The 20,032-nt window shown below is 47.4% G+C and carries 19 protein-coding genes; 15 read left to right on the top strand and 4 right to left on the bottom strand.

Going from position 1 to position 20,032, the window contains the following annotated elements:
- Positions 1-1,060 precede the first annotated feature (1,060 nt).
- The 14 genes from ACJJIW_RS00620 to ACJJIW_RS00555 all read left to right on the top strand — a co-directional run bounded on the left by ACJJIW_RS00620 (position 1,061) and on the right by ACJJIW_RS00555 (position 14,876).
- On the top strand, positions 1,061-2,248 hold the full coding sequence (locus ACJJIW_RS00620) for a LuxE/PaaK family acyltransferase (RefSeq protein ID WP_152454489.1): 1,188 nt from the start codon (positions 1,061-1,063) through the stop codon (positions 2,246-2,248).
- Positions 2,249-2,276: 28 nt separating this feature from the next.
- Complete coding sequence (locus ACJJIW_RS00615; protein WP_152454488.1) at positions 2,277-2,657, top strand: iron-sulfur cluster assembly scaffold protein; 381 nt, start codon at positions 2,277-2,279, stop codon at positions 2,655-2,657.
- The gene (locus tag ACJJIW_RS00610; protein WP_152454487.1) at positions 2,654-3,835 is read left to right on the top strand and encodes a cysteine desulfurase family protein; all 1,182 of its coding nucleotides are present in this window, start codon (positions 2,654-2,656) and stop codon (positions 3,833-3,835) included. The genes ACJJIW_RS00615 and ACJJIW_RS00610 overlap by 4 nt, the downstream gene beginning before the upstream one ends.
- Positions 3,836-3,847: 12 nt before the next feature.
- Positions 3,848-5,557: a fatty acyl-AMP ligase gene (locus tag ACJJIW_RS00605; RefSeq protein ID WP_152454486.1), complete on the top strand. Its 1,710-nt coding sequence runs from the start codon at positions 3,848-3,850 to the stop codon at positions 5,555-5,557.
- A gap of 21 nt (positions 5,558-5,578) precedes the next feature.
- Positions 5,579-5,851, top strand: coding sequence for an acyl carrier protein (locus tag ACJJIW_RS00600; protein WP_216646255.1), 273 nt, complete (start codon positions 5,579-5,581; stop codon positions 5,849-5,851).
- The gene (locus tag ACJJIW_RS00595) at positions 5,851-6,918 is read left to right on the top strand and encodes a flavin-containing monooxygenase (protein ID WP_152454485.1); all 1,068 of its coding nucleotides are present in this window, start codon (positions 5,851-5,853) and stop codon (positions 6,916-6,918) included. The genes ACJJIW_RS00600 and ACJJIW_RS00595 overlap by 1 nt, the downstream gene beginning before the upstream one ends.
- Positions 6,915-9,260: an efflux RND transporter permease subunit gene (locus tag ACJJIW_RS00590; protein WP_152454484.1), complete on the top strand. Its 2,346-nt coding sequence runs from the start codon at positions 6,915-6,917 to the stop codon at positions 9,258-9,260. Before ACJJIW_RS00595 ends, ACJJIW_RS00590 begins: the two co-directional genes overlap by 4 nt.
- Positions 9,250-10,047, top strand: a complete 798-nt coding sequence (locus tag ACJJIW_RS00585; protein WP_152454483.1) for an outer membrane lipoprotein-sorting protein — start codon at positions 9,250-9,252, stop codon at positions 10,045-10,047. Before ACJJIW_RS00590 ends, ACJJIW_RS00585 begins: the two co-directional genes overlap by 11 nt.
- A 4-nt stretch (positions 10,048-10,051) precedes the next feature.
- Entirely contained in the window at positions 10,052-11,239 is a 1,188-nt protein-coding gene (locus ACJJIW_RS00580) for a hypothetical protein (RefSeq protein ID WP_152454482.1), read from the top strand.
- A 54-nt stretch (positions 11,240-11,293) separates the two neighbouring features.
- Positions 11,294-12,007, top strand: a complete 714-nt coding sequence (locus tag ACJJIW_RS00575; RefSeq protein ID WP_172975418.1) for a 4'-phosphopantetheinyl transferase family protein — start codon at positions 11,294-11,296, stop codon at positions 12,005-12,007.
- A 67-nt stretch (positions 12,008-12,074) separates the two neighbouring features.
- Complete coding sequence (locus ACJJIW_RS00570; protein ID WP_282933835.1) at positions 12,075-12,767, top strand: MaoC family dehydratase; 693 nt, start codon at positions 12,075-12,077, stop codon at positions 12,765-12,767.
- Between the two features lie 322 nt (positions 12,768-13,089).
- On the top strand, positions 13,090-13,398 hold the full coding sequence (locus tag ACJJIW_RS00565; RefSeq protein ID WP_282933834.1) for a transposase: 309 nt from the start codon (positions 13,090-13,092) through the stop codon (positions 13,396-13,398).
- Between the two features lie 8 nt (positions 13,399-13,406).
- On the top strand, positions 13,407-14,252 hold the full coding sequence (locus tag ACJJIW_RS00560) for an IS3 family transposase (RefSeq protein ID WP_282933833.1): 846 nt from the start codon (positions 13,407-13,409) through the stop codon (positions 14,250-14,252).
- Positions 14,253-14,690: 438 nt separating this feature from the next.
- Positions 14,691-14,876 carry a hypothetical protein gene (locus ACJJIW_RS00555; RefSeq protein ID WP_282933832.1) on the top strand — a complete coding sequence of 62 codons (186 nt, stop codon included), beginning with the start codon at positions 14,691-14,693 and terminating at the stop codon, positions 14,874-14,876.
- A 122-nt stretch (positions 14,877-14,998) separates the two neighbouring features.
- Here the strand turns inward: ACJJIW_RS00555 and ACJJIW_RS00550 are convergent, their stop codons facing one another.
- On the bottom strand, positions 14,999-15,268 hold the full coding sequence (locus ACJJIW_RS00550) for a YMGG-like glycine zipper-containing protein (RefSeq protein WP_108734168.1): 270 nt from the start codon (positions 15,266-15,268) through the stop codon (positions 14,999-15,001).
- A gap of 148 nt (positions 15,269-15,416) precedes the next feature.
- On the opposite strand from ACJJIW_RS00550, the gene ACJJIW_RS00545 reads away from it, so the two are divergent.
- Positions 15,417-15,626, top strand: coding sequence for a DUF3820 family protein (locus ACJJIW_RS00545; protein WP_282933831.1), 210 nt, complete (start codon positions 15,417-15,419; stop codon positions 15,624-15,626).
- A 368-nt stretch (positions 15,627-15,994) separates the two neighbouring features.
- Here the strand turns inward: ACJJIW_RS00545 and ACJJIW_RS00540 are convergent, their stop codons facing one another.
- The 3 genes from ACJJIW_RS00540 to ACJJIW_RS00530 are packed head-to-tail and all read right to left on the bottom strand — an operon-like array spanning position 15,995 to position 19,935.
- Complete coding sequence (locus ACJJIW_RS00540; RefSeq protein WP_282933830.1) at positions 15,995-16,543, bottom strand: Tll0287-like domain-containing protein; 549 nt, start codon at positions 16,541-16,543, stop codon at positions 15,995-15,997.
- 11 nt (positions 16,544-16,554) lie between these two features.
- Positions 16,555-17,907: a cytochrome c3 family protein gene (locus ACJJIW_RS00535; protein WP_444936457.1), complete on the bottom strand. Its 1,353-nt coding sequence runs from the start codon at positions 17,905-17,907 to the stop codon at positions 16,555-16,557.
- Positions 17,908-19,935 (bottom strand): FAD-dependent oxidoreductase, encoded by a 2,028-nt coding sequence (locus ACJJIW_RS00530; RefSeq protein ID WP_444936456.1) that lies wholly within the window; start codon positions 19,933-19,935, stop codon positions 17,908-17,910.
- Between the last annotated feature and the right edge of the window lie 97 nt (positions 19,936-20,032).

Below are 20,032 nucleotides of genomic sequence, written 5' to 3'. Positions count from 1 at the left end.
TAAATGAGACTGAGTTTTCTATTTTAGTCATGAGAATTAATGGCGTTTAGTTGGTGTAGGTAAAAGAAAAGGAGGTGGAAGTACAGTTGCGCCTTACTTGGTACTATTCTCCTTAAAGTAGATCGTTGTAATAAAAAAATATCCAATAAATTACTTGGTGTTGCGGGGCGTGTTGTTAATTGTGGTGTGGTTTATATGAATGTGATGTATCAATCTTTACTTAAAAATACGAATTTTCTGCTGAAAAATAGCAGGGAGATTAAAGATTGAGGAAAAACGACAATGTAAGCTTGAATATTTGTGCGAATTTACTCTACCCCTAAGATTGAATTAATTCTATTAAGCTTGTCATCAAATAGTTTATATTTGTTAATTGGCTGGTCACAATATGTTACCAAAATATAAGCTGTAATTTGCTGTAATTGGCGGCAAGGTGCTTTCTTGGGTTTCCCGTTGGGAGTCGGAGTTCAGGTGTGAGTGCAAGCTTCAATAGTAAAAAAAATATGTATAAAGCCTGTTCGTTTTGTTGTGAGTTCATGATCGCAAGATGATTTTTATGTGATTGGCGGACCGATTGTTCTGGCTAATTTTTAGAGGTAATTTGAAGGGGTAAGATTGTAAGTGGGTGTAAGTGAGAGGGGCTGGTCATGTAGCAAAAAAAAAACCATACTACGCGGCAAGAAAAATAAAAAAATAAAGAAAATTACTTTGAAGTGATTGTTAAAATTTCTAATGTGTTTAATATTTCTCTCGGAAAATAATAAATAGAATCGATAAGTAGAGACTCTTGATGGTGGTCAAAGATTTACCCGGCAGATTTACCCGGCAGATTTACCCGGCAGATTTACCCGGCAGGTTTACCCGGCATGATTCCCGGATGGGTCTTTCAGTCGAGTTCTAAATTCTCTGATGTTTAAACCATTCTTAATTCAAGCTTTGAGGTTTTTGTTAAGTTTTTTGATATATATCAGCTTGATTAAAACAGTAAAAAAATAGCCTAAATGCCTCCGCATAGACGATTGAGGCCGTGTCTTATTTGACTTTAAAAATGGAGATTGAAATGTCGATACAGTTACAAAACATACTCAAGGAAAACGGGTTAGACCCTTTAAAGGTGGCACTGTCATCTGTGGCGGAACTCTATTCGATGACAGAGGATAACTTACTGGATTTCAAGACAGGCTTGATCCATGAGGCATTCGCTTATCACTATGAGAACAATGCTTTTTTCCGCTCCGCTTGCGATAGCAAAGGAGTGACACCGGATATGATCTCAACTCCAGCTGACCTGATCAAAATACCTCTGATTCCCATTGAGCTTTTTAAATCAAACGATAGCCATAAGTTACTTTCAGTCAGCCTACGTGATGTAGAGCTAGAAATGCGAAGCACAGGTACCTCTGGTATTCCCAGCGTTTCGCGCCGCTGCGCGGACACCGTTGACAATGCGGTGCTGGGGATTTACTCGATGTATCGCGAATTCCTAAAGATCTCCAAAGGTGCCGGCCTTTATCTTTGCCCCTCAACCGAGGAAATTCCTGAAATGGGCATGATCAAGGCCCTCAATATGCTCGCAGGTCTGCTGGACACTCATAGATTCATGGTTCGGCAAGAATCTTTTAAGCCCGAAGAGGCCTTAGAACAGCTTGAGGATTGGAATGATAAATTCAGTCGCCATTTGATTGGTCCTCCATTCCTGATCAATCGTTTTATCAGCTACCTCAAAGCTACCAACACCCGAATTAAACTCGATAAGAGTAGTTACATCATCACTCTTGGGGGGTGGAAGCGCTTCTCAGGCCAGATGTTGTCACGTGCAGAATTCAACAGTGAATGTATCGAGTACTTGGGCGTTGAAGAGAGCCAGATCCGTGACATCTACGCCTTGGTTGAATCCAATGTCATTGCTATTGACGATGAGTATGGAATCAAGCATGTCTCCCCCTTCGTTCATTTCTCGGTAAGAGACCCCAAACAACTAGATCGAGAGGTCGAACCGGGCCAGACCGGCCAATTGGCAATTCTTGACCCTCTCGCACGTTCGACGCCTGGTTTCATGCTTACTGAGGACTTGGTGCGACTGTTGCCTGAAGCGAGTCGTTCGGGAAGAAGTGGTCAACGCATGCAGTATGTAATGCGCCTACCTGAGTCAAAAGAATTTGGTTGCTGTGCGGTTAATTTAGATAAGCGGCTTGAAGATTTGGACGCAGAGCAGGCTGCTAGCGGCAGTTGTCCAGTCGTCGCCTAATTACAGCTGTCCAAGATGGAGCTACAACATGTACAACGACATCATCATTGACAACTTTTCCGACCCGGCTCATGTCGGTGATATCAACGAACCCAATTACGAATATGAAATTGGCAATCCAGTATGTGGAGATCGGATTCGCGTTCAGATCAACATCACCAATGGACTGATTGACAGTGCTCGCTTTAGAGCTTGGGGCTGCGCTACTTCGGTGGCGACGGCCAACATTTTCTGTGCCTCGCTTGAGGGGTTGGCACCGGAACAGCTTGCCGGGAGAACAAGTAGCGAAATAGAAGGCATGCTTGGTGAACTAGAGCCATCACAACACCATTGTGTTGAGATTTTGCAGCAGCTTCATCATAGGTTGCTGAGCTTAGTTGGCAAAGATTGTCGGGAGGTGATGCCATGACAAATGCTCACTCGATTGAGGGTTACTTCGACTACAACGCCACAACCCCGGTGTCGGAGGCTGTAGCTACGGCTATGTCCTCTGCGCTTCGGCTCTTTGCTAATCCATCGGGGCGTACGCTTCCTTCGACCAGTAATCGTGAGCTAATCCAGCGAGCAAAGACCCATGTCGCTAGCCTACTGGGTACCGCGCCGGAAAAAGTTTTCTTTACCTCCGGCGGTTCTGAAGCCAATAACTGGGCTATTAAAGGAAGCCTGATGAACGACCTGGGTAGGGCCGGCCATATCCTAACCACGGCGATTGAGCACCCTTCAGTTCTAGAAACTATCCGATACTGCGCCCACCAATTCGGATTCGAAGTCACCTGCTTGAAGCCGGGACCGAGTGGCGCCGTCAGTTTTGAGGCTGTCGCTGAAGCTATCCGGCCTGACACCAGATTGATTTCCATGATGTATGCGAACAATGAAACCGGCGTTATTCAACCTGTGGATCAGGTGGCAAGGCTGACCCGCTCCCGAGGCATTCCGTTCCATGTCGACGCAGTGCAAGCAGTAGGTAAGCGGCCTCTTGATGTCGAGGCATTAGGTGCTGATTTTGTTTCTTTTTCCGCACACAAATTCTATGGTCCCAAGGGTATTGGCGGCCTATATATCCAGAATATAGATCGCATATCTCCCTTGATTCATGGTGGTGGACAAGAGATGGCAATGCGCTCTGGTACCGAGAATTTGGTCGCTATCGCCGGACTCGGTGAGGCTGCTGACGAATGTCGCAGGGAGCTTGAGTACTGGGATCATCACTGTCTGAAGTGCAAACAGCACTTGATCGAACAGCTTGGCAAATCCTCTATCGAAACACATATCAATGGTGCTAGTCATTATGAGGGGGCGATTTCCAATACCTTAAACCTATCGATTCCAGGCATTCGGGGTGAGGCGCTTGCTCTGTTAATGGAAAAGAAAGATGGGATTGTGGTGTCGATTGGCTCTGCATGCAGTAACAACAAGACCCGTCAACTATCGCCTGTATTACAAGGAATGGGGCTAAGTGATGAAGAAATACAAAGTGCGATCAGGATTAGCTTCGGCCGCTTTACCAGCCTTGATGATATAGATCGTTTTGTTGATTCATTGCAGCGGTGCGTGGCACAGCTCAAAAGCATGAGCTTTAAAGGGTGAGGAGTTGGGCTCATGACGGATAAGATTTTTCCAGCTCAGCGCTTCATGGATCAGTTCGCCCGACACGTGGTTAATGAGCCTAGCCGTACCGCCTGCGTATTCCAGCCTCATGGGCCTGATAGTGCTCTATCGCTGAGTTACGGTGAACTGAATCAGCAGGTACTGGAACGGGCCCGACTGTTAGTCGAGCGCGGATATAGAGGCCAGCCGCTTGCTCTGCTTTTCCCTGCTGGTCTTGATTTTGTGGTCAACTTCCTCGCCTGCCTCGCGGCTGGCGTCATTGCTGTACCCCTGAACCTGAGTCGCAATGCTCAGCAATTAGAGCGCACTGTTCGTATTCTTGGTGATGCAAAGACCAAAGCCATTCTGACGACCGCTGAGACTCGTGAACAGCTATTTGAGCAATTAGCAGAATTACCGGCGATTAATTTGGGCGACCAGGCCTGGATTGATGAGCAGCAGGTTGGTGCTGCTAAAGATGTAGAGTTACCTCTTCCGGCTCCAGATGAGTTGGCGTTTGTTCAGTACACCTCAGGCTCTACTGATCTACCCAAAGGTGTGATGGTAAGTCACGCCAACATTATCGATAACCAATTGGCTATCCAGCAGGCGTGTGGCCACCGCGAAGGTGTAATTGCTGGCGGCTGGCTGCCACAGTTCCACGATATGGGACTGATAGGCCATATGCTGCAGCCATTGTTCCTTGGTGGTACCTACGTCTTCATGCCACCGATGAAGTTCGTTCAGCGTCCACGCCGGTGGTTAGAATTGATATCTCACTATCGAATTCATAGCTCTGCTGCACCTAATTTTGGCTATGAGCACTGCATCAAGTTCATAGGTGAGCGAGAGGACTTATCGGGATTAGACCTGAGTTGCTGGAAGGTGGCTTTGAATGGCTCTGAGCCTGTCAGCGCCGACACTATGAGGATATTTGCTGAACGTTTCCAGCCTTACGGTTTTTCCTCTACTGCTTTCTTTCCCTGCTACGGCATGGCTGAAACCACTTTGTTTGTCTCTGGAGGACCGAAAGGCGTAGGCATTGAAACCCTGGCTTTCGATCCCGCAGCATTTGACTCTGGTCGACTGCAATCTACTGGTGAGGGGCGTCAAGTGGTTAGCTGCGGTCGTATCACGCCAAGGATGATTTTGAAGGTTGTTGATCCGGAGAGTGGCCGGCTAGCAGATGAGGGTTGTATTGGTGAGATATGGATTAGTGGTGCCTCAATAGCACAAGGTTATCTTAACAACCTTGAGATTAGTAAGCAGCAATTCGGTGCTCGTATATCGCCCTGCGACGGTCATTATTACCTCAAAACCGGGGACATGGGCTTCGTCCGTGACAATAAGTTGTATATCACCGGGCGGATTAAGGAAATGTTAATCCTGCGCGGCCGCAACCTTTATCCATACGATATTGAACGTACCTGTAGTGACCATCCTGATGCGGCAGGCAATAACGGAGCCTCGGTTTTCACTGTGGATAGCAATGGCCAAAACCGACTGGCAGCCATTGTTGAGATTCGCCGCCACGCCTTTCTTAACCGAAACCACGATGAACTCCGACAGGAGCTGCGTGAGGCAGTGATGTTGGCACATGATGTCGCCCTCGACCAGCTTTTGCTGGTCAAGCCTGGCGGTATTCCGAAAACCACCAGCGGCAAAGTTCGTAGGACTGCCTGCAGGGATCTGATTGCAGCCGAAGAGGCGCAGCTCGCATGAACCGTTGATAGGAAATATAAGATGACGAATGAATTTAGAATGAAAAACCTGGTGGAACAGATCACAGATTTTATCGCTGCTAAGACACCAGAATTTTCGATTGATAAGCACAGTGACACCTCTTTCTCAAGTCTAGGTCTAGACTCGGCAGACCATGTCCAGCTATCGACTATGGTGGAGGACCACCTCTCTGTTGACATCGATCCGACGCTAGCCTTCGACTACCCAACGATTAACGCTCTTGTGGCACATCTCGAAAAGAATTTTTCAAGAACAGCTTTGGAGCGCAGTTGATGTCGCGACTTGATTGCATAGTTATCGGTGGAGGCCAGTTCGGTCTTCACACCGCACGAATGCTGCAGCAGGCTGATCTCAACTACCTTCTGCTTGAACGGGATAGTATTGGCGACGTTTGGCGTAACCGGCTCGAAGGTATGAAGCTATTCACTTCACGTCAATTCTGTGCCCTGCCAGGACTAGCCTTTCCGGGCGATCCTGAGGGCTTCCCGACTACAGTAGAAATAGCTGATTATTTGGTCAGCTATGCAGGCCACTTTGATCTTCAGGTTCGAGAAGGCTGTGAAGTTGTTGGTCTCGATCGCCTTTCGAACGGCAGTTTTCAGGTCGACCTTGCCGACGGCACGTCTCTGCTCGCCACCAGTATCGTCAATGCAACTGGTGCTAATCAGATACCCCAGGTGCCGGCGATAAGTTCCCAACTTGCTGGAGAGGTGCAGCAACTAGACGGTAGTCTCGCCTCAACCGATGTCATTTCTGATGGCCACACTGTTGCCGTTATTGGGGATGGTGCTACTGGGCGTCAGATCGTGGACCGGCTAGCGGGACGTTGCAATGTGTTTTTGGCCACGGGTTCCCCACGTGGCCTGCCTCCCAACCGTTTGTTCGGACGTGATATTTTTTGGTGGCTTGATCGCTTGCGTATCCTTTCCGCCGATAAGAACAGCCTCATCGCGAAGATATTAAAAAAGCGTAACCCTGTCCCCTGTGGTGAATACAACAATAGACGGCTGAAGGCTAAAGGCGTAAAGATTGTTGGCCGTGCTTTGGAGTGCTCTGGCCGTCAAATCCGTTTCGACTCCGTCGGTTGGCATGACATAGATACAGTGATTTGGGCAACAGGCTATTGCGACCGAACGAGCTGGCTAAAGTTGCCGCACTGTGTCGATGAGAGGGGCTTCATTGAAAACTATGGAAGGACTCCAGAGCCTGGGCTTTTCTTAGTGGGACGTAAATGGCTTAGTTGTCGAGCGTCGGAGCTGGTAATGGGGGTTGAGAAGGATGTAGAGCGAGTAATGGTGCCGCTGCGAGCCTTTTTATCCGAAAGGAAAGAAATACCTTGAACAAAAATATAAAGACCGATTGGATCATTCGCTCTGGCGCCAGTAAGTGGCTATTAGCGCTGGTGCTGTTGCTCACATTGATGTCGGCTGTTGGCCTAAAACGGATGGGGCTGGCCAGTGATTATCGCGTTTTCTTCGATGATAACGATCGTGACCTACTGCGCTTGGAGCAGATGCAAGATACTTATAGCACGACTGATAACGTGTTCATCATGATTGAACCGGTGGATGACAACATCTACAACCAGCGTACTCTGAGCCTTATACATGAAATGACACGCGCGTTGTGGCGGACGGCCCATGTCTCTCGAGTAGATTCGCTAACGAACTTCCCCTATAGCTCTGCTGAAGACGATGATATTTTGATTGAGGAGTTCGTCTACGAGCTTGACGAATTGACGCCGCAAAGGATCGCCTTTATTGAAACTGCCGCTAGTAGTGAGAGGGACTTGGTTGGCAATTTGGTTAGTAAGAACGGACGATTTACCGCGATCAATGCGACCATTCGGTTGCCAGGGTTAGACCATAAGGCCGAAGTGCTAGCCGTTACCGGTGCTGTCGATGAATTGATTAAGTCATTCAAGATGGAATATCCGGATCATCGTTTTTTTGTCACCGGTGTGGTGGAGATGAACGGTGCCTTTTTCCAGGCGGCAAAAAAAGACTTCATCACGCTGATACCGTTGATGATCCTTTTTGTGCTGGTCAGCGCTGCTCTAATTCTCGGATCACCTGCTGCAGGTGGCGCTATTTTGACGGTAGTAGTGTTGGCACTGCTAGGGTCTTTGGGTCTAGCTGGTTGGCTCGGTATTCAATTGTCTGCGCCATCAGTATCGGCTCCAATCATCATGTTCACGGTGATAGTAGCGTCGGCCATCCACATCCTCAGCTATATTCAGCGCCAGATACGCAGTGGTGTTTCTCGTGAAGAAGCAGTCTTGCAATCCTACCGGCGCAATCTCAAGCCGATTGCGGTGAGCCATGTCACTACTATTATCGGTTTTCTGGCGATGAATTTCAGTGACTCACCGCCGTTTCGAGATCTTGGCAATATAGTTGCCTTAGGTGTGCTCTTCTCGCTACTTTTGTCGTTGACGGTTCTACCACAGCTTCTGCTGCGTATTCGTTTTTCAACGCGGGAAACAGGTGCCAACCGACTGATTAATCGCATGGCTTTGTTGTCAGGCTGGGTTATCGCTTACCGCCAGCGGATATTGTGGCTAATGCTACCTTTGTCCCTATGCGTCGCTGCACTCAGTCCATTGAATCAATTAAACGATGATTTAATCCGCTATTTTGATGAGTCGCAGCCCTTCCGTGCTGATTCTGAACGTATCGATCGCCACTTTTCTGGTATTTATACAATCGATTACTCGCTCTCGGTACCAGAGCAGAACGGTATGTTTCAGCCAGAGTTTTTACAGTTTCTTGATACATTCGATGACTGGCTACATGAGCAGCCAGAAGTTTTTACAACTGCAAGCCCCCTGCACCGAATCAAGGATCTTAACCGTTTGATGAATGGTGGTGATGAGGACTCTTACCGGTTACCTGGCGATACAATTACCGCTGCACAGCAGTTCCTGCTATACGAGATGTCGTTGCCGTTTGGTCGTGATGTGACCCATCAGGTGAATTTGAATAAATCCTCGGTGAAACTGACTGCACGATTAAAGAATCTAAGCTCGGTGGGCTTAATTGCTTTTGAAAAACGGGTCGAAGAGTGGTTATTGCAAAACCAACCTCGCTCCATTGATATCTATCACAGCAGTCCCGCAGTGATTTTTTCCCACATTGGTCAATCAAATATTGTAAGTCTCCTTGAAGGTGCCTCGCTAGCGTTTGTGGTGATTTCATTGACGTTGATGCTGGTATTCCGCTCACTCGATATTGGTCTATTGAGCTTGGTTCCAAACCTGCTTCCAGTCGCGGCAGCATTTGGATTTTGGTATCTCGTTAATGGTCAAATCTCAATGGGGCTGGCTGGGGTGTCGGCAATGGCGATCGGCATAATCGTCGATGATACAGTTCACTTCCTCTATCAGTATGTCAACGGTCTAAAGCGGGGGCTCAGTCCTGAAGATAGCGTAAGCGAAACCATTAGTAAGACTATGGGTGGGATCGTGATTAGCTCAATGCTGCTAGTGATAGGCTTCCTTCTATTGTCGACCTCGGCGTTCGAGAAAAATGCCCAGATGGGTATGCTCACGGGGATGTCTATTGTGTTGGCATTGGTGTTTGACTTGATATTACTACCGGCCTTGGTTCTAACCTTTATGCGCAGGACACGTACGTCGAACCTGCAATTTCGTACCGACAAGGAACTAAATAATGCGAACTGATTACCGTCTCCTCCTTCCAGTGACAATACTTTGTGGCCTAATCGGTTTGCCGGTTCAAGGCGCTGCTAGCGATGTTAGAAAGGGGCGGGAGGTCGCAGTGGCAGTGGATAACCGTGATCTTGGTTACGGCGACAGTGTTGCCGAATTGACGATGATTCTACGCAACAGGGCCGGAGATGAAACTCGACGTGAACTGCAGATCAGCTCACTTGAGAGTCACGAGGGTGGAGACAAATCGTTAATCCGCTTCAATTTTCCTGCCGATATCCGGGGCACGGCGCTTCTAACGCATCCGCAGTTAGAGGATACCGATAAGCAGTGGTTATATTTGCCTGCCTATTCCCGTATTAAGAGGATCTCATCTCGCAATAAGAGTGGTGCGTTCGTCGGTAGTGAGTTTTCGTTCGAGGACTTGTCTGATAAGGCGGTCGACGATTTCCGCTATACCTACGTGAGAGAGGAATCATGCGAAGATGGTGCCCTGGTTTGTGACGTAATTGACCGAGTGCCAGAAGACTCTCACTCTGCATATAGCCGGCAGCGGGTCTGGGTTGATCAGAGTGCTCGACGTATCTTCCGTATAGACTATTTCGACCGTAAGGAAACGCTGCTCAAGACTTTTTCCGCAAGGGATTTTCGCCTCTACGACGATCGTTATTGGAGGCCCATGGAGGTGGTTATGCATAATCAGCAGAGTGGAAACGTAACGATCTTAAGCTATAGCCGCATCGAGTTTGGTACCGGTCTCTCAGTTGCGAATTTCCATCGCAATACACTCCGGGATTAAGGGTATGGGGGTCTTGCGTTTAGCGTTTTGGGTGCAGCTGTGTCTAAGCCTTACCATTATGCCGGTCCTCGCAGAGGTCAAGGTTGACAAGTATTCTGTTGATATCGCGGCCACGGCTCGTATATTTGCAGAAGAGGAGTCGCTGGCCATTGATGATAGCTACCGCTTCGGACCGGGGCTGGAAATTGAAGCAAATGCTGAGGGGGATATTGGTGATACTGGCTATAAGCTGCGGTTGTTTGGTAGCTGGGATAAGCAGGATGGGGAGCGTCGTTATGCCGATATCCGCCAAGCCAGCCTTCACTGGCGCCGTGATCAGTTATCGCTGAATCTTGGTGTTAGCACTTTCTTTTGGGGCGTTTCTGAATCTCTGAATATAGTCAATGTACTTAATCAGGCTGACTTGCGCCAAGCTATCGACGGAAAGGAAAAGATGGGGCAGACCTTCGCATCTTTAGGTCTGCGTTTTGATAACGGCGAACTATCGATATTCTATCTGCCAACTTTTCGTGAGCGAGAATTTCCAGAGCGCCCGTCATTCGGACTACCGATTTCGGACCGGGCACTTTTTGAAAGCTCGAATAGAGGTGGAGATGTTGCTCTGCGAGGCCATTTTTACGCTGGTGATTTAGAAACAGGGATCGGTTACTTCAGAGGCACTAGGCGGGCGCCACTACTGGTAAGGCCTAGCCCTTCAGCGACGATGTTGACTCCCTTTTACATCGAAACCGAGAATTTTTTACTGGACACACTTTATCTCCTCGGCGACACGACCTTGAAGTTGGAAGCGAAAACTGGTCGCGAACTGGAGCAAGGTTTCTTTGCTGCAAACGTTGGCCTTGAGCACCCGATTTATTCGCTACCGGATAGTATGCAAGATCTGTCCTTGATCGCCGAATATCTAATCGACGATAGGGATGAGCAAGCTGAAACATTAGGTCAGAACGATCTCTTTGTCGGCCTTAGAGCTAGCTTCGGTGATACCGGTGACAGCGAATTTCGAGGGGTCATAAGTTATGACTTCGATAGTCATGGCAACTACCTCGACTTAGGCTTAGAACACCGTCTGAGCGATTATTTTAGAATCGAAACTCGGGCGTTTTTATTCCTCAATGTGGGCCGCAGTGATACTTGGCTGTATCCAGTACGGGATGAGGATTTTATCGAGTTTAAGTTGCATTATTCTTTTTGAGCGGACCCTATGAAGACTGGAGTTAACAGGGATATAGGTCTTTGGATTGCTACCGTGAAGGAGTTTGAAACTCTAATCGAGCATGATCCGCAAACTGTCTTCACCACAGTTAGCGAGGCTGAGCAGAAAAGATATAGTGGGATTGTTAATCGAGCGGCGGGCCTACATTTTCTGCTTGGTCGTTACCTATTGCGTTATGTTTTATCCGCTAAAAGTGGCGTAAGTATTTTGCCGGCAGATTGGGAAATTTTCCCTGATGAGCAAGGCAGGCCTAGAGTTTTAAACCAAAGTGTGGCCCCAATAAAATTTAGTATTTCTCATGCTAGTGGTGTGGTCGCGATTGCGCTTAGCTCTACCGTTGATCCAGGTATAGATCTGGAGCCCCTTGCTCGTGAACTGGGCTCAGGTCTAAATTTCAGGCATTTACTTAGTCCAGAGCAATATGACCAGGTAATGACTATCCCAAGCACTGCTCACTGTGAATTGTTAACAAGGGTTTGGTGCATTAAAGAGTCTGTGTCCAAAGTGTGTGGTTTGGGGCTTCGACTGCCTTTTTCTACGATCGAGTTTGATCTTGTATCTTTGCTTAACTCGCAACCAGCCACGTGGCTTGAGTGTAAGGTAAGAGAAATGGGGAGCTTTTGGTTTAACCTTTGCACGTTGGCGCAACGCTATTGGCTTTGTGTAGCGATGGAGTCGCCGGCGTTGTCGCCTTTGGGTCGATTGGAAACAAACCATTTTAACCTACTCAGCCGCAAGGCGTTTTAGAAACAAGACGTGGAGTTGGAAGTAGCTGCCGCACAAAATTAATTTTAGGTCCAGTTACGCTGCTTCAATGTCATTAATACAGGATGAGATGATGGACGTGCTCGAGTACATCAGGGAAAAGGAAAGGTTGCTTAGGGCTCGGATTAACAATTTGGACCTCAAAAGCACCCATGATAATCACCTGCATCAGTTGTCCTATTACATCAGTAACTTGCTTAAAAATTCATGGACTTCGAAAGCTGGGCCGGTTGTTGATCCTGCTACCAATCGTGAATTACAAGTCATTAAGAACCCTAAGGCCATCGCTTTCTACCAAGACTGGCAAGCACGTATTGGTCAGCAGATATATATTGGGCGCTGGATTGTAGTTGACCAGTCGCGCATTGACAGTTTTGCCGAAGTAACTGGAGACCGCCAGTGGATTCATATTGATCCAGAACGAGCAAGGGCTGAATCGCCGTTTGGAGGCACAATTGCCCACGGCTTTTTGGTCCTATCGCTAATTCCCGAGCTCACCGATGCTGTCAATCCGGAAAAACCGCCTTACCCTGAAGCTAGAATGATTATAAACTGCGGCCTTGAACAGGTGCGTTTTCCTTATCCAGTTAAGACTGGCAATCGTATCCGAGCTCGTACGACTTTAAAGTCCCTGGTGCCATCGAAGCGTAGTGTGGAAATGATCAATCATATTGAGGTAGAGGTTGAAGGTTCAGGTCGCCTGGTTTGTGTTGCGGATAGTGTGCTGAAACTTTACTTCTGAATTCAAAATGCACGCGCACCCTCCCGGCACTTACTAATTATCATAGGCAAACTGGGAGGAGAGTAATTCTCGATTGATCGCTCTTGCAAGAGCGCAGAATTAGCCATCTCTGGATAGAGATATGAACCTTGAGTATCTGTGATTATCGAAAGGTGTATTCCTGCTATCTGATAGGGAATTTCAGAGGCTATGGGGGCTGGGGTTTATTAATTTCCCTGGTTAAGTAGGGAAATGCAGCTGGGGGCGGCGTTAGACGTAAGACTTACCCACGTTTAGTAGACACCCTGTATAGTTAGGTTTAGGCCTAACACGGAGGTGTATCATGGGTAAGAAAAGAACTCAGGCGTATACGGAGGAGTTCCGCAGAGAAGCAGTTAAGAGAGCGGAAAAGGCTGGAGCAACAACGGCTTCTGTGGCGCGAGAGCTAGGCGTCAGCGCACAGCAGATCTACAACTGGCGTCGTCAATTTAATCGACTGTCTGATAAGCAGTTCAATAGTTTAGACGGTGTCGACTATTCCAAACAGGAAAGCGCTGAAGTTCGCAAACTCAAGAAGGAGCTGCATGAAGCTCGTCAGGAGGTTGAGTTTCTAAAAAAGGCAGCTGCGTACTTTGCGAACCACCAAGAGTAAAGTACGCATTGATACAAGAGCATGTAGGGTCATTCCCGGTTAGCTTGATGTGTCGGTGTTTAGAAGTCTCAAGATCGGGTTATTATCGATGGCGGGGGCGATTGCCATCTGCTCGCACGATTAGAGAGATACGAACAATCGAGAAAATCCGAGAGACGTTTGTTGAGTTTAAAGGTCGTTATGGCGCGCCTAGAATTGCTTGCGAGCTTCAAGAGTTAGGTGAGCCATGCTCGCGGAACTACGTCGCTAAGCTTATGCAACAGGAACATATTAAAGCGAGAAACGGCAAAGGCTTTCGATATAGTCAGCCCGTAGAGGGGAGCATTAACGTCTCCGCCAACTTACTTAAGCGTTGCTTTGATGTGGATCGACCAAATTGCCGCTGGACCAGTGACATTACGTATATCTGGGTTCTGGATAGGTGGCTATACCTCGCGGTAGTTATGGATCTGTACTCTCGACGTATTGTAGGTTGGGCATTCGACTCGCAGATGACCGATGAATTGACACGTCGAGCATTGAAAATGGCCCTAGAGCGACGACCAATAAAGCCTGGACTGCTAGTTCACTCTGACAGGGGTGTGCAATATCGATCGCAGAAATACCAGGATCTCTTGTCCGAAAGCAAGTGCAAGCCGAGTATGAGTCGCCAGGCTAACTGTTGGGATAATGCGGCAATGGAATCATTCTTTAGCAGGCTAAAAGTCGAGCTGGTCTATGCCGGAACATTCGAAAGCGAAGAGCAAGCAAAATCTGAGGTGTTTGAATACATTGAGATTTTCTACAATAGAGTTCGTAGGCACTCTGCATTGGGCTATGTAAGTCCAGCAGAGTATGAGCGAAAATACGCATAGTTAGAGTGTCTACTTTTTGTGGGCAAGACCAACGTGTCTTTACCACCTAGATAACTCTTTTATTTCTGACCTTTCTGACTGAGCGCTCCATTGCCGAGGATTAGTGGCTGCGTTGCTACAAATCTAGATGGATTCCATCAAAGATCGGGTGGTTCACTTGTAATGATGAGGTATGAGCGCTAGATTTGTAACCAACCAATAAGCAAATAAATAGAAAGAATTTTTTTAATAAAGATTTTTTTGGTATGCTATATCTAATTTTTTCTTTTTTTAGGATAAAATTGTCGGTATGTGTGTGTAATTTGAAGCAACTTACCTCTTCATTTATCTCACCTGTTTGATACCCCAAAGGTACATTTAGGCTCTTGAAGTGATTAGTGTTCAAACTTTATTGTTCCAAAATAAAATTAGTGTTCAAACTTTATTGTGCGAGAACAAATGGGAGATGTTATTCCTTTTAAAAGAAAAACCGCTTGGCAAAAGCACAAGGGCAGCACCCTGTGCAGGGAAGGTTTTCATAAATGGAAAGTGGTCACCGAGCGCAAGTTTGACGTAAAGCAGGGAAAGTTGGTTACTGAATATTGCTGTGAACGGTGCGGCAAAACGAAAACGAAGCTTGTGTAAATTCTGCCTTATAGAAATCAGTTTTGGTGGGAGCTGACTTCCTTACTTGGTTCAGTAGTGCGAGTACTGAAATAAAATAGCACTCGCACTATATTAATTAGCTACTGAAAATAAACCGTAAATTAATAACGATAGTAGCGACCGCGATAACGATAGTAATCTCTGCGCTTTCTTTCCCTATCATAGAGGTAGCCTGCACCGGCACCAATAACCGCACCTGCGGCAGTGCCACCGGGGCGCCCGCCACTAATCAAGGCACCTGTTACTGCGCCTATACCGACACCGGTGCCGATTCGGCGATCGGTATCACTCATATTGGCGCAGCCCGTACCTCCAAGGCTTGCAGTCAATACTGCGGCCAAGCTGAGATATTTGATAGCTTTGATACGCATAGACACCTCTGTTACTGGAAGGTTGAGGTATAAAGAGTCGGCGCAGGCCAACTATTTCGGAGCCAGTGTAGAGTCCGCATGAACTGGCAACAAATCCAAATTGGGAGTTTCATTCCCTTTTTTTGTCAATATTTAGGTGGTTGTTAAGTTGTTCGAAAAACAAGACTTGGTAGAACTGGCTCGACTCAAAATGCCATTTGGAAAATACTCGGGCCGGGTTTTAATAGATTTGCCTGAGGAGTACCTGCTTTGGTTCGCAAAAAAGGGGTTTCCAGAGGGGCGTCTAGGACAGTTGATGGCATTAGCCTTAGAGATAAAAGTAGAGGGGTTGCAGGGGCTTATTGATCCTCTGCGCTGACCTTTTAGTAGGTTTTCTCAGTATTGCAATCACCTTGGTCGGTTTGCTCTGCGGGACTTTGACATTAATATAGTAATGCCTAGGTGTGCTTTGCGGAGCGAAGCCCAAGAAAAAGCGGGCCGTAATGGAGACTGGACTGACCCGGAAATAGGCCCACAGCGGGTAACCACTGGTCTGAATGATTTCAGCGAGGTAGTAGCGGGAGTAGAGCCAGTCAGCTTAAAAGAGGGAGCGGTCGAAACGAATTCGGCCGCCACTCTTTTACATTATTCTAAACTCAGTTCTCACCGACTAATATCCGCCGGCAATATTTTGTGAGAGAGTTGCCCGACCCGAAAGTCGGACGCAGTTATTTACTAACTAACTGATCAGAGCGGGATTCGGATAACAACACCACCCATAGTGTGGCCCAGCTCAAAGTCAGTGCGCGGGCTGTCTACGTGATCGTTGTGACAGCTCACACAAGCAGGTGAAACACCTACGTCCGCATATACTGCAGTGAAGTATTCGGTATCACCTAGTTTTTCGCGGCCGTAAAAGTTTTTCCCTGGATTGTCGATTACGTACTGCAAGCCCTCTTTTTCCATCTCAGTACGCGGTTTGTTTTGTTTGTTGATTGGCCACAGGGAGAGCAGGGCATAGTTAAAGCCAGATTCATTTTCGGCAACACGTTCAGCTCCCATACGCATCATCTGCGCGGGAAGTGGTAGCAATTTCTTATCTTGCCAGTGCTCATCAGCGTCAAGGATTTTCTCCTCGTTCTGCAGGCGGTTTACAACTTTGTTGGTGTAGTTGGCCCTGTCTGCCTCGATAACGGCAAAGATGGCATCCGCCATTCGCTCCGGAGCAACTCCCTGGTTTTTCTCACAGCCCGTGAGCAGTGCCAGTCCAGCGATAATACAAGCGGCAATACGCATATTTTCCCCTCCTATTGGGATTGATTTTGCTTGTTTTTGCTTTTGGTAATCCTTGCAATACGCTCGCGGATCAGCTCGAAGGTTTCATGCTTCTCTGCGGGTTTATGCTTGAAATTATTGTTAATTAGAGTTTTGTCAGCCAGGGCAGCAAGGGAGAATTCGGCTCCATGACAGCTCAGGCAAACGGGCATCATTTTTTCATTGGGGCGAAGGTTATGATTTTGATTATGGTTAACTACAACCTGTTCGCCATGGGTTTCCCGTGGTAAATGGCAGCTGGCACAGCTTACGCCACCCTCTGGGTTTGAATTCCAGGTATCGAAATGAGGGGACTCTTTGTAAGAGAGACTGTGCTCGTCACTGTGACAACCCAGGCAAGCCTCTACAGCGGCAAATTGCAGATTTACTTCATGGGGCCCGTGACAACTGACACAGCTCAATTCATCCGTTGCGCTGCTATTCATGGGAAGGCGGGCCTGTTGCGGGGAGATGGCGCCGACCTGCTGGATAAAGCCCTCTTCCAGCTTGTTGGACATGCGCATTCCATGTTTTCCTTGAGTGAAGGACTCTTTTTGATCGCTGTGGCAACTAGCACATTGCTCGACAATCTCAACGCTACTGAATTGCATTTGCCCATCGACGTGACAGCTGCTGCAGTTCACCTCTGTTTGTGCGTGAATACTCTGTGCCCAGACCGTTGCGATTTCTGCAGTCTGGCTAGAGCTGCTAATGTCTGCCTCGCTAACTTTCAAAGGGGCTTTACCTGAATGCTCATTTAGCCAGGACTGAACTGCTGTACGAGCGGGAAGTTTTGCAGTTTCCAATAGATCAGGTTGATCAACATGGGCGATAAGGAAGTCTTCATAGAGCGAGCCATTATCGTGATAGTTGTGGCAGCCCGCACTTGCGCAGGTTTCAAATCCCAGGTCTTTGTGACTACTGCGCTCTTCGGCAATATCGCTGTGGCAGTGAAAGCAAAAGTCGCCCGCCAGGGTTACGCCCATCTCTCCGGTGATCTGTGGTTTGTGCTCAGTGTGACAACTTACACATAGCCGGGCGTCAAGAGTTTCTAGAAGTACAGCATTGCGTGGATCTAAAAATTTCTGCCGGGGGTGTGAGTCGTCTACAAGCTCCAGTTCTTCCGCATGGCAATTCAGGCAAGCTTGCTGAACAGCATCCTCACCAGCAAAGCCATCGGTATGGCAGGAAGTACAAGCCAGCTCAATCTGGTGGTGACCGTGCGTAGCATCTCCACTGATAAATAGAGATTTATCGTCAACATTAAGGTTGTATGCCACCGCAGAGCCGATAGCCAGCGTTAGCAATACACCGTAATGCCAGAATTTAAATTGATATGATTTCATCTAGAAGTAATAAACCGCAAAAATATGGTAGGCGAGAAGGACCGGTAAGGCCCAGAGCAGGGCATAGTGAACTCGGGACCACCATTTTCGGTGTTCGCGAAGTTTCAGGTCAGTCCAATGGTGGTTGCGCGCCATAAAAACGCCGACGAGAGAACCAGTTGCGGTTGCAGTTAGAAATACCAGCATTAATGCCAAGTTCAGATTTTCACCAAGGCGGAAGCCAGAATGTACAGCGAGTGCAATTAGAGCGATTAACCCTGTAACGCTGTGTGCATACCGCCAGTGATCGACATGCCCAAGGCTAAGCCTCTTCCAGCGTTTTCTGATACTGAGAGCGGCAGTAAACAGGCACATAGCAAGAATGGTATAGCCCGTAATCTGCTTCCAAAAATTGTCATACCAGAGTTTTTCCCAGAAAAGTGCCGTTTGCACTGAGGAGGAAACCGGAGTTGGTGGCATCAGGAAGGCGAGCGAAATCAGAATTAGTGAGAGTATTGAAGTGATCAATATCCCCTTTGAATGACGCATTACCAAGTTTGGGGCTGGAGTATCTAAAAGTTCCGCCATTAGAGGGCGGCAGCTACCACAAACTGACCCGGCAGTTGTTGCCTGCTGCAACTCATTTAAATTGCGCTTACCGTCGGAAATAGCTTTGCATAATTCCCCTTTGGTGACAGAATTGCACTGACAAACCAAATAACTATCGGGAAAATCTTTGATGCTATTGCCGGATTTTTTGGCAAATACTCGCCCTTCGCTTTCAAAGTCTTTCAGTGCGCGCAGAGAAATTTTTTGTTCTTGTGCTACTGTCTGGCGCAATTCATTGGCTTCGTCCCAGCTGCCGATATAAATGGCCCCGACAACATATTCGCCCTTGATAAATAAACGCCGATAAATTCCCTTGAAGCGATTCCGATAGATGTAGCTTTTTACGCCTTCTAACTGATCGATATTCTCCGGTGTTACTTCCCCCATAATTCCGCAGGGAATATGGGCAATTTTCAGCTGGATATCGGTATAACTTCCGGAGTAAGGTTGAGCCGAAAGGCTTCTATTGTGATTGCGGTGAATATGCGAACAGCAACTTTCTGCTTGCTCGTATCCCGGCCGAACAAGCTGGTAAACTTTTTGATCAAATTCAGCACACTCTCCTACAGCATAAATATCTGGATCGGAAGTTTGCATCCATTCATTGACTACGATTCCGCGCTCAGTAGATAGACCGCATTGTTCGGCCAGGCTAATTTCCGGCTTAATTCCCGTGCACAATACGATAGCGTCAACGGGAAGTTTTTCTCCACTGGCAAAAGTGAGTATGCGCTTGCTATCATTTTCCTCAATGGTTTCTAGCGAGTCTGATATCTTTAGCTCGACACCCAGTGCGGTGAGTGCTGATTTAAGAAACTCTTCACCTTCCTCTCCTAAGAGGCCACTGAGTAAGTGACCTCTAGATTGCAAAGTGACATTATTTTTTGGTGTTTTCAATGCTGTAGCAGCTTCAAGCCCCAGAGCACCGGCACCAATAACACAGACATCAGCATTTTGCTCTCTTAAGGTGAGCAGGTCATTGGTATTTCGCAAGCTTCGAAAAGGGTACACACCCGACAGATCTGCGCCTTGAATATTTGGAATAATCGGGTTTGACCCGGTAGCAATTATGAGCTTGGAATATGGCTGTACATTTCCTGCAGCATCAGTAACTGTCTTTTGCGATCGATCGATCGAAACGATTTTGCGATCAATATATTCGGCAAGCCGATGGTCACTTTGGCTGAGAATAGGGTTATTAAGCTCCTCCAGCTCAACATGGCTTGATAAATACTGAGAAAGTTTTACTCGGTTGTAGGGAGATTCTGTTTCCGCTCCATAGATAACAATTTGAGCTTCGTCACAGAATTCCAGCAGTTTTTGTGCGCAGCGCACACCCACTGGACCCGTACCGATAATCACATAAATTGGGTAACTACTGTCACTGGTATGAATACCACTTGGTAGTTGCTCGGCAAGTGTGCCGTCTAGCTCAGTCATACCTCCCCCCGACTGCTTTGGTTTTTCTATCGGTCTTTGTATTTTTTAACTTGTTAGCCAGATAGCTTACAAACTTTCTTAGACCAATATCCCACTC

It is taken from the genome of Microbulbifer maximicatervae (SeqCode) (assembly GCF_052467815.1).
The sequence above is the reverse complement of the archived record's forward strand: the minus strand, read 5'-3'. Positions and strand labels throughout refer to the sequence as shown.

Bases quoted from the DNA above. Each gene is read 5' to 3' on its own strand.
- ACJJIW_RS00555 (WP_282933832.1), top strand. From the start codon at position 14,691: ATGGGAGATGTTATTCCTTTTAAAAGAAAAACCGCTTGGCAAAAGCAC.
- ACJJIW_RS00605 (WP_152454486.1), top strand. From the start codon at position 3,848: ATGACGGATAAGATTTTTCCAGCTCAGCGCTTCATGGATCAGTTCGCC.
- ACJJIW_RS00615 (WP_152454488.1), top strand. From the start codon at position 2,277: ATGTACAACGACATCATCATTGACAACTTTTCCGACCCGGCTCATGTC.
- ACJJIW_RS00620 (WP_152454489.1), top strand. From the start codon at position 1,061: ATGTCGATACAGTTACAAAACATACTCAAGGAAAACGGGTTAGACCCT.
- ACJJIW_RS00610 (WP_152454487.1), top strand. From the start codon at position 2,654: ATGACAAATGCTCACTCGATTGAGGGTTACTTCGACTACAACGCCACA.
- ACJJIW_RS00535 (WP_444936457.1), bottom strand. From the start codon at position 17,907: ATGAAATCATATCAATTTAAATTCTGGCATTACGGTGTATTGCTAACG.
- ACJJIW_RS00595 (WP_152454485.1), top strand. From the start codon at position 5,851: ATGTCGCGACTTGATTGCATAGTTATCGGTGGAGGCCAGTTCGGTCTT.
- ACJJIW_RS00565 (WP_282933834.1), top strand. From the start codon at position 13,090: ATGGGTAAGAAAAGAACTCAGGCGTATACGGAGGAGTTCCGCAGAGAA.
- ACJJIW_RS00570 (WP_282933835.1), top strand. From the start codon at position 12,075: ATGTCATTAATACAGGATGAGATGATGGACGTGCTCGAGTACATCAGG.
- ACJJIW_RS00540 (WP_282933830.1), bottom strand. From the start codon at position 16,543: ATGCGTATTGCCGCTTGTATTATCGCTGGACTGGCACTGCTCACGGGC.
- ACJJIW_RS00550 (WP_108734168.1), bottom strand. From the start codon at position 15,268: ATGCGTATCAAAGCTATCAAATATCTCAGCTTGGCCGCAGTATTGACT.
- ACJJIW_RS00600 (WP_216646255.1), top strand. From the start codon at position 5,579: ATGACGAATGAATTTAGAATGAAAAACCTGGTGGAACAGATCACAGAT.
- ACJJIW_RS00580 (WP_152454482.1), top strand. From the start codon at position 10,052: ATGGGGGTCTTGCGTTTAGCGTTTTGGGTGCAGCTGTGTCTAAGCCTT.
- ACJJIW_RS00530 (WP_444936456.1), bottom strand. From the start codon at position 19,935: ATGACTGAGCTAGACGGCACACTTGCCGAGCAACTACCAAGTGGTATT.
- ACJJIW_RS00585 (WP_152454483.1), top strand. From the start codon at position 9,250: ATGCGAACTGATTACCGTCTCCTCCTTCCAGTGACAATACTTTGTGGC.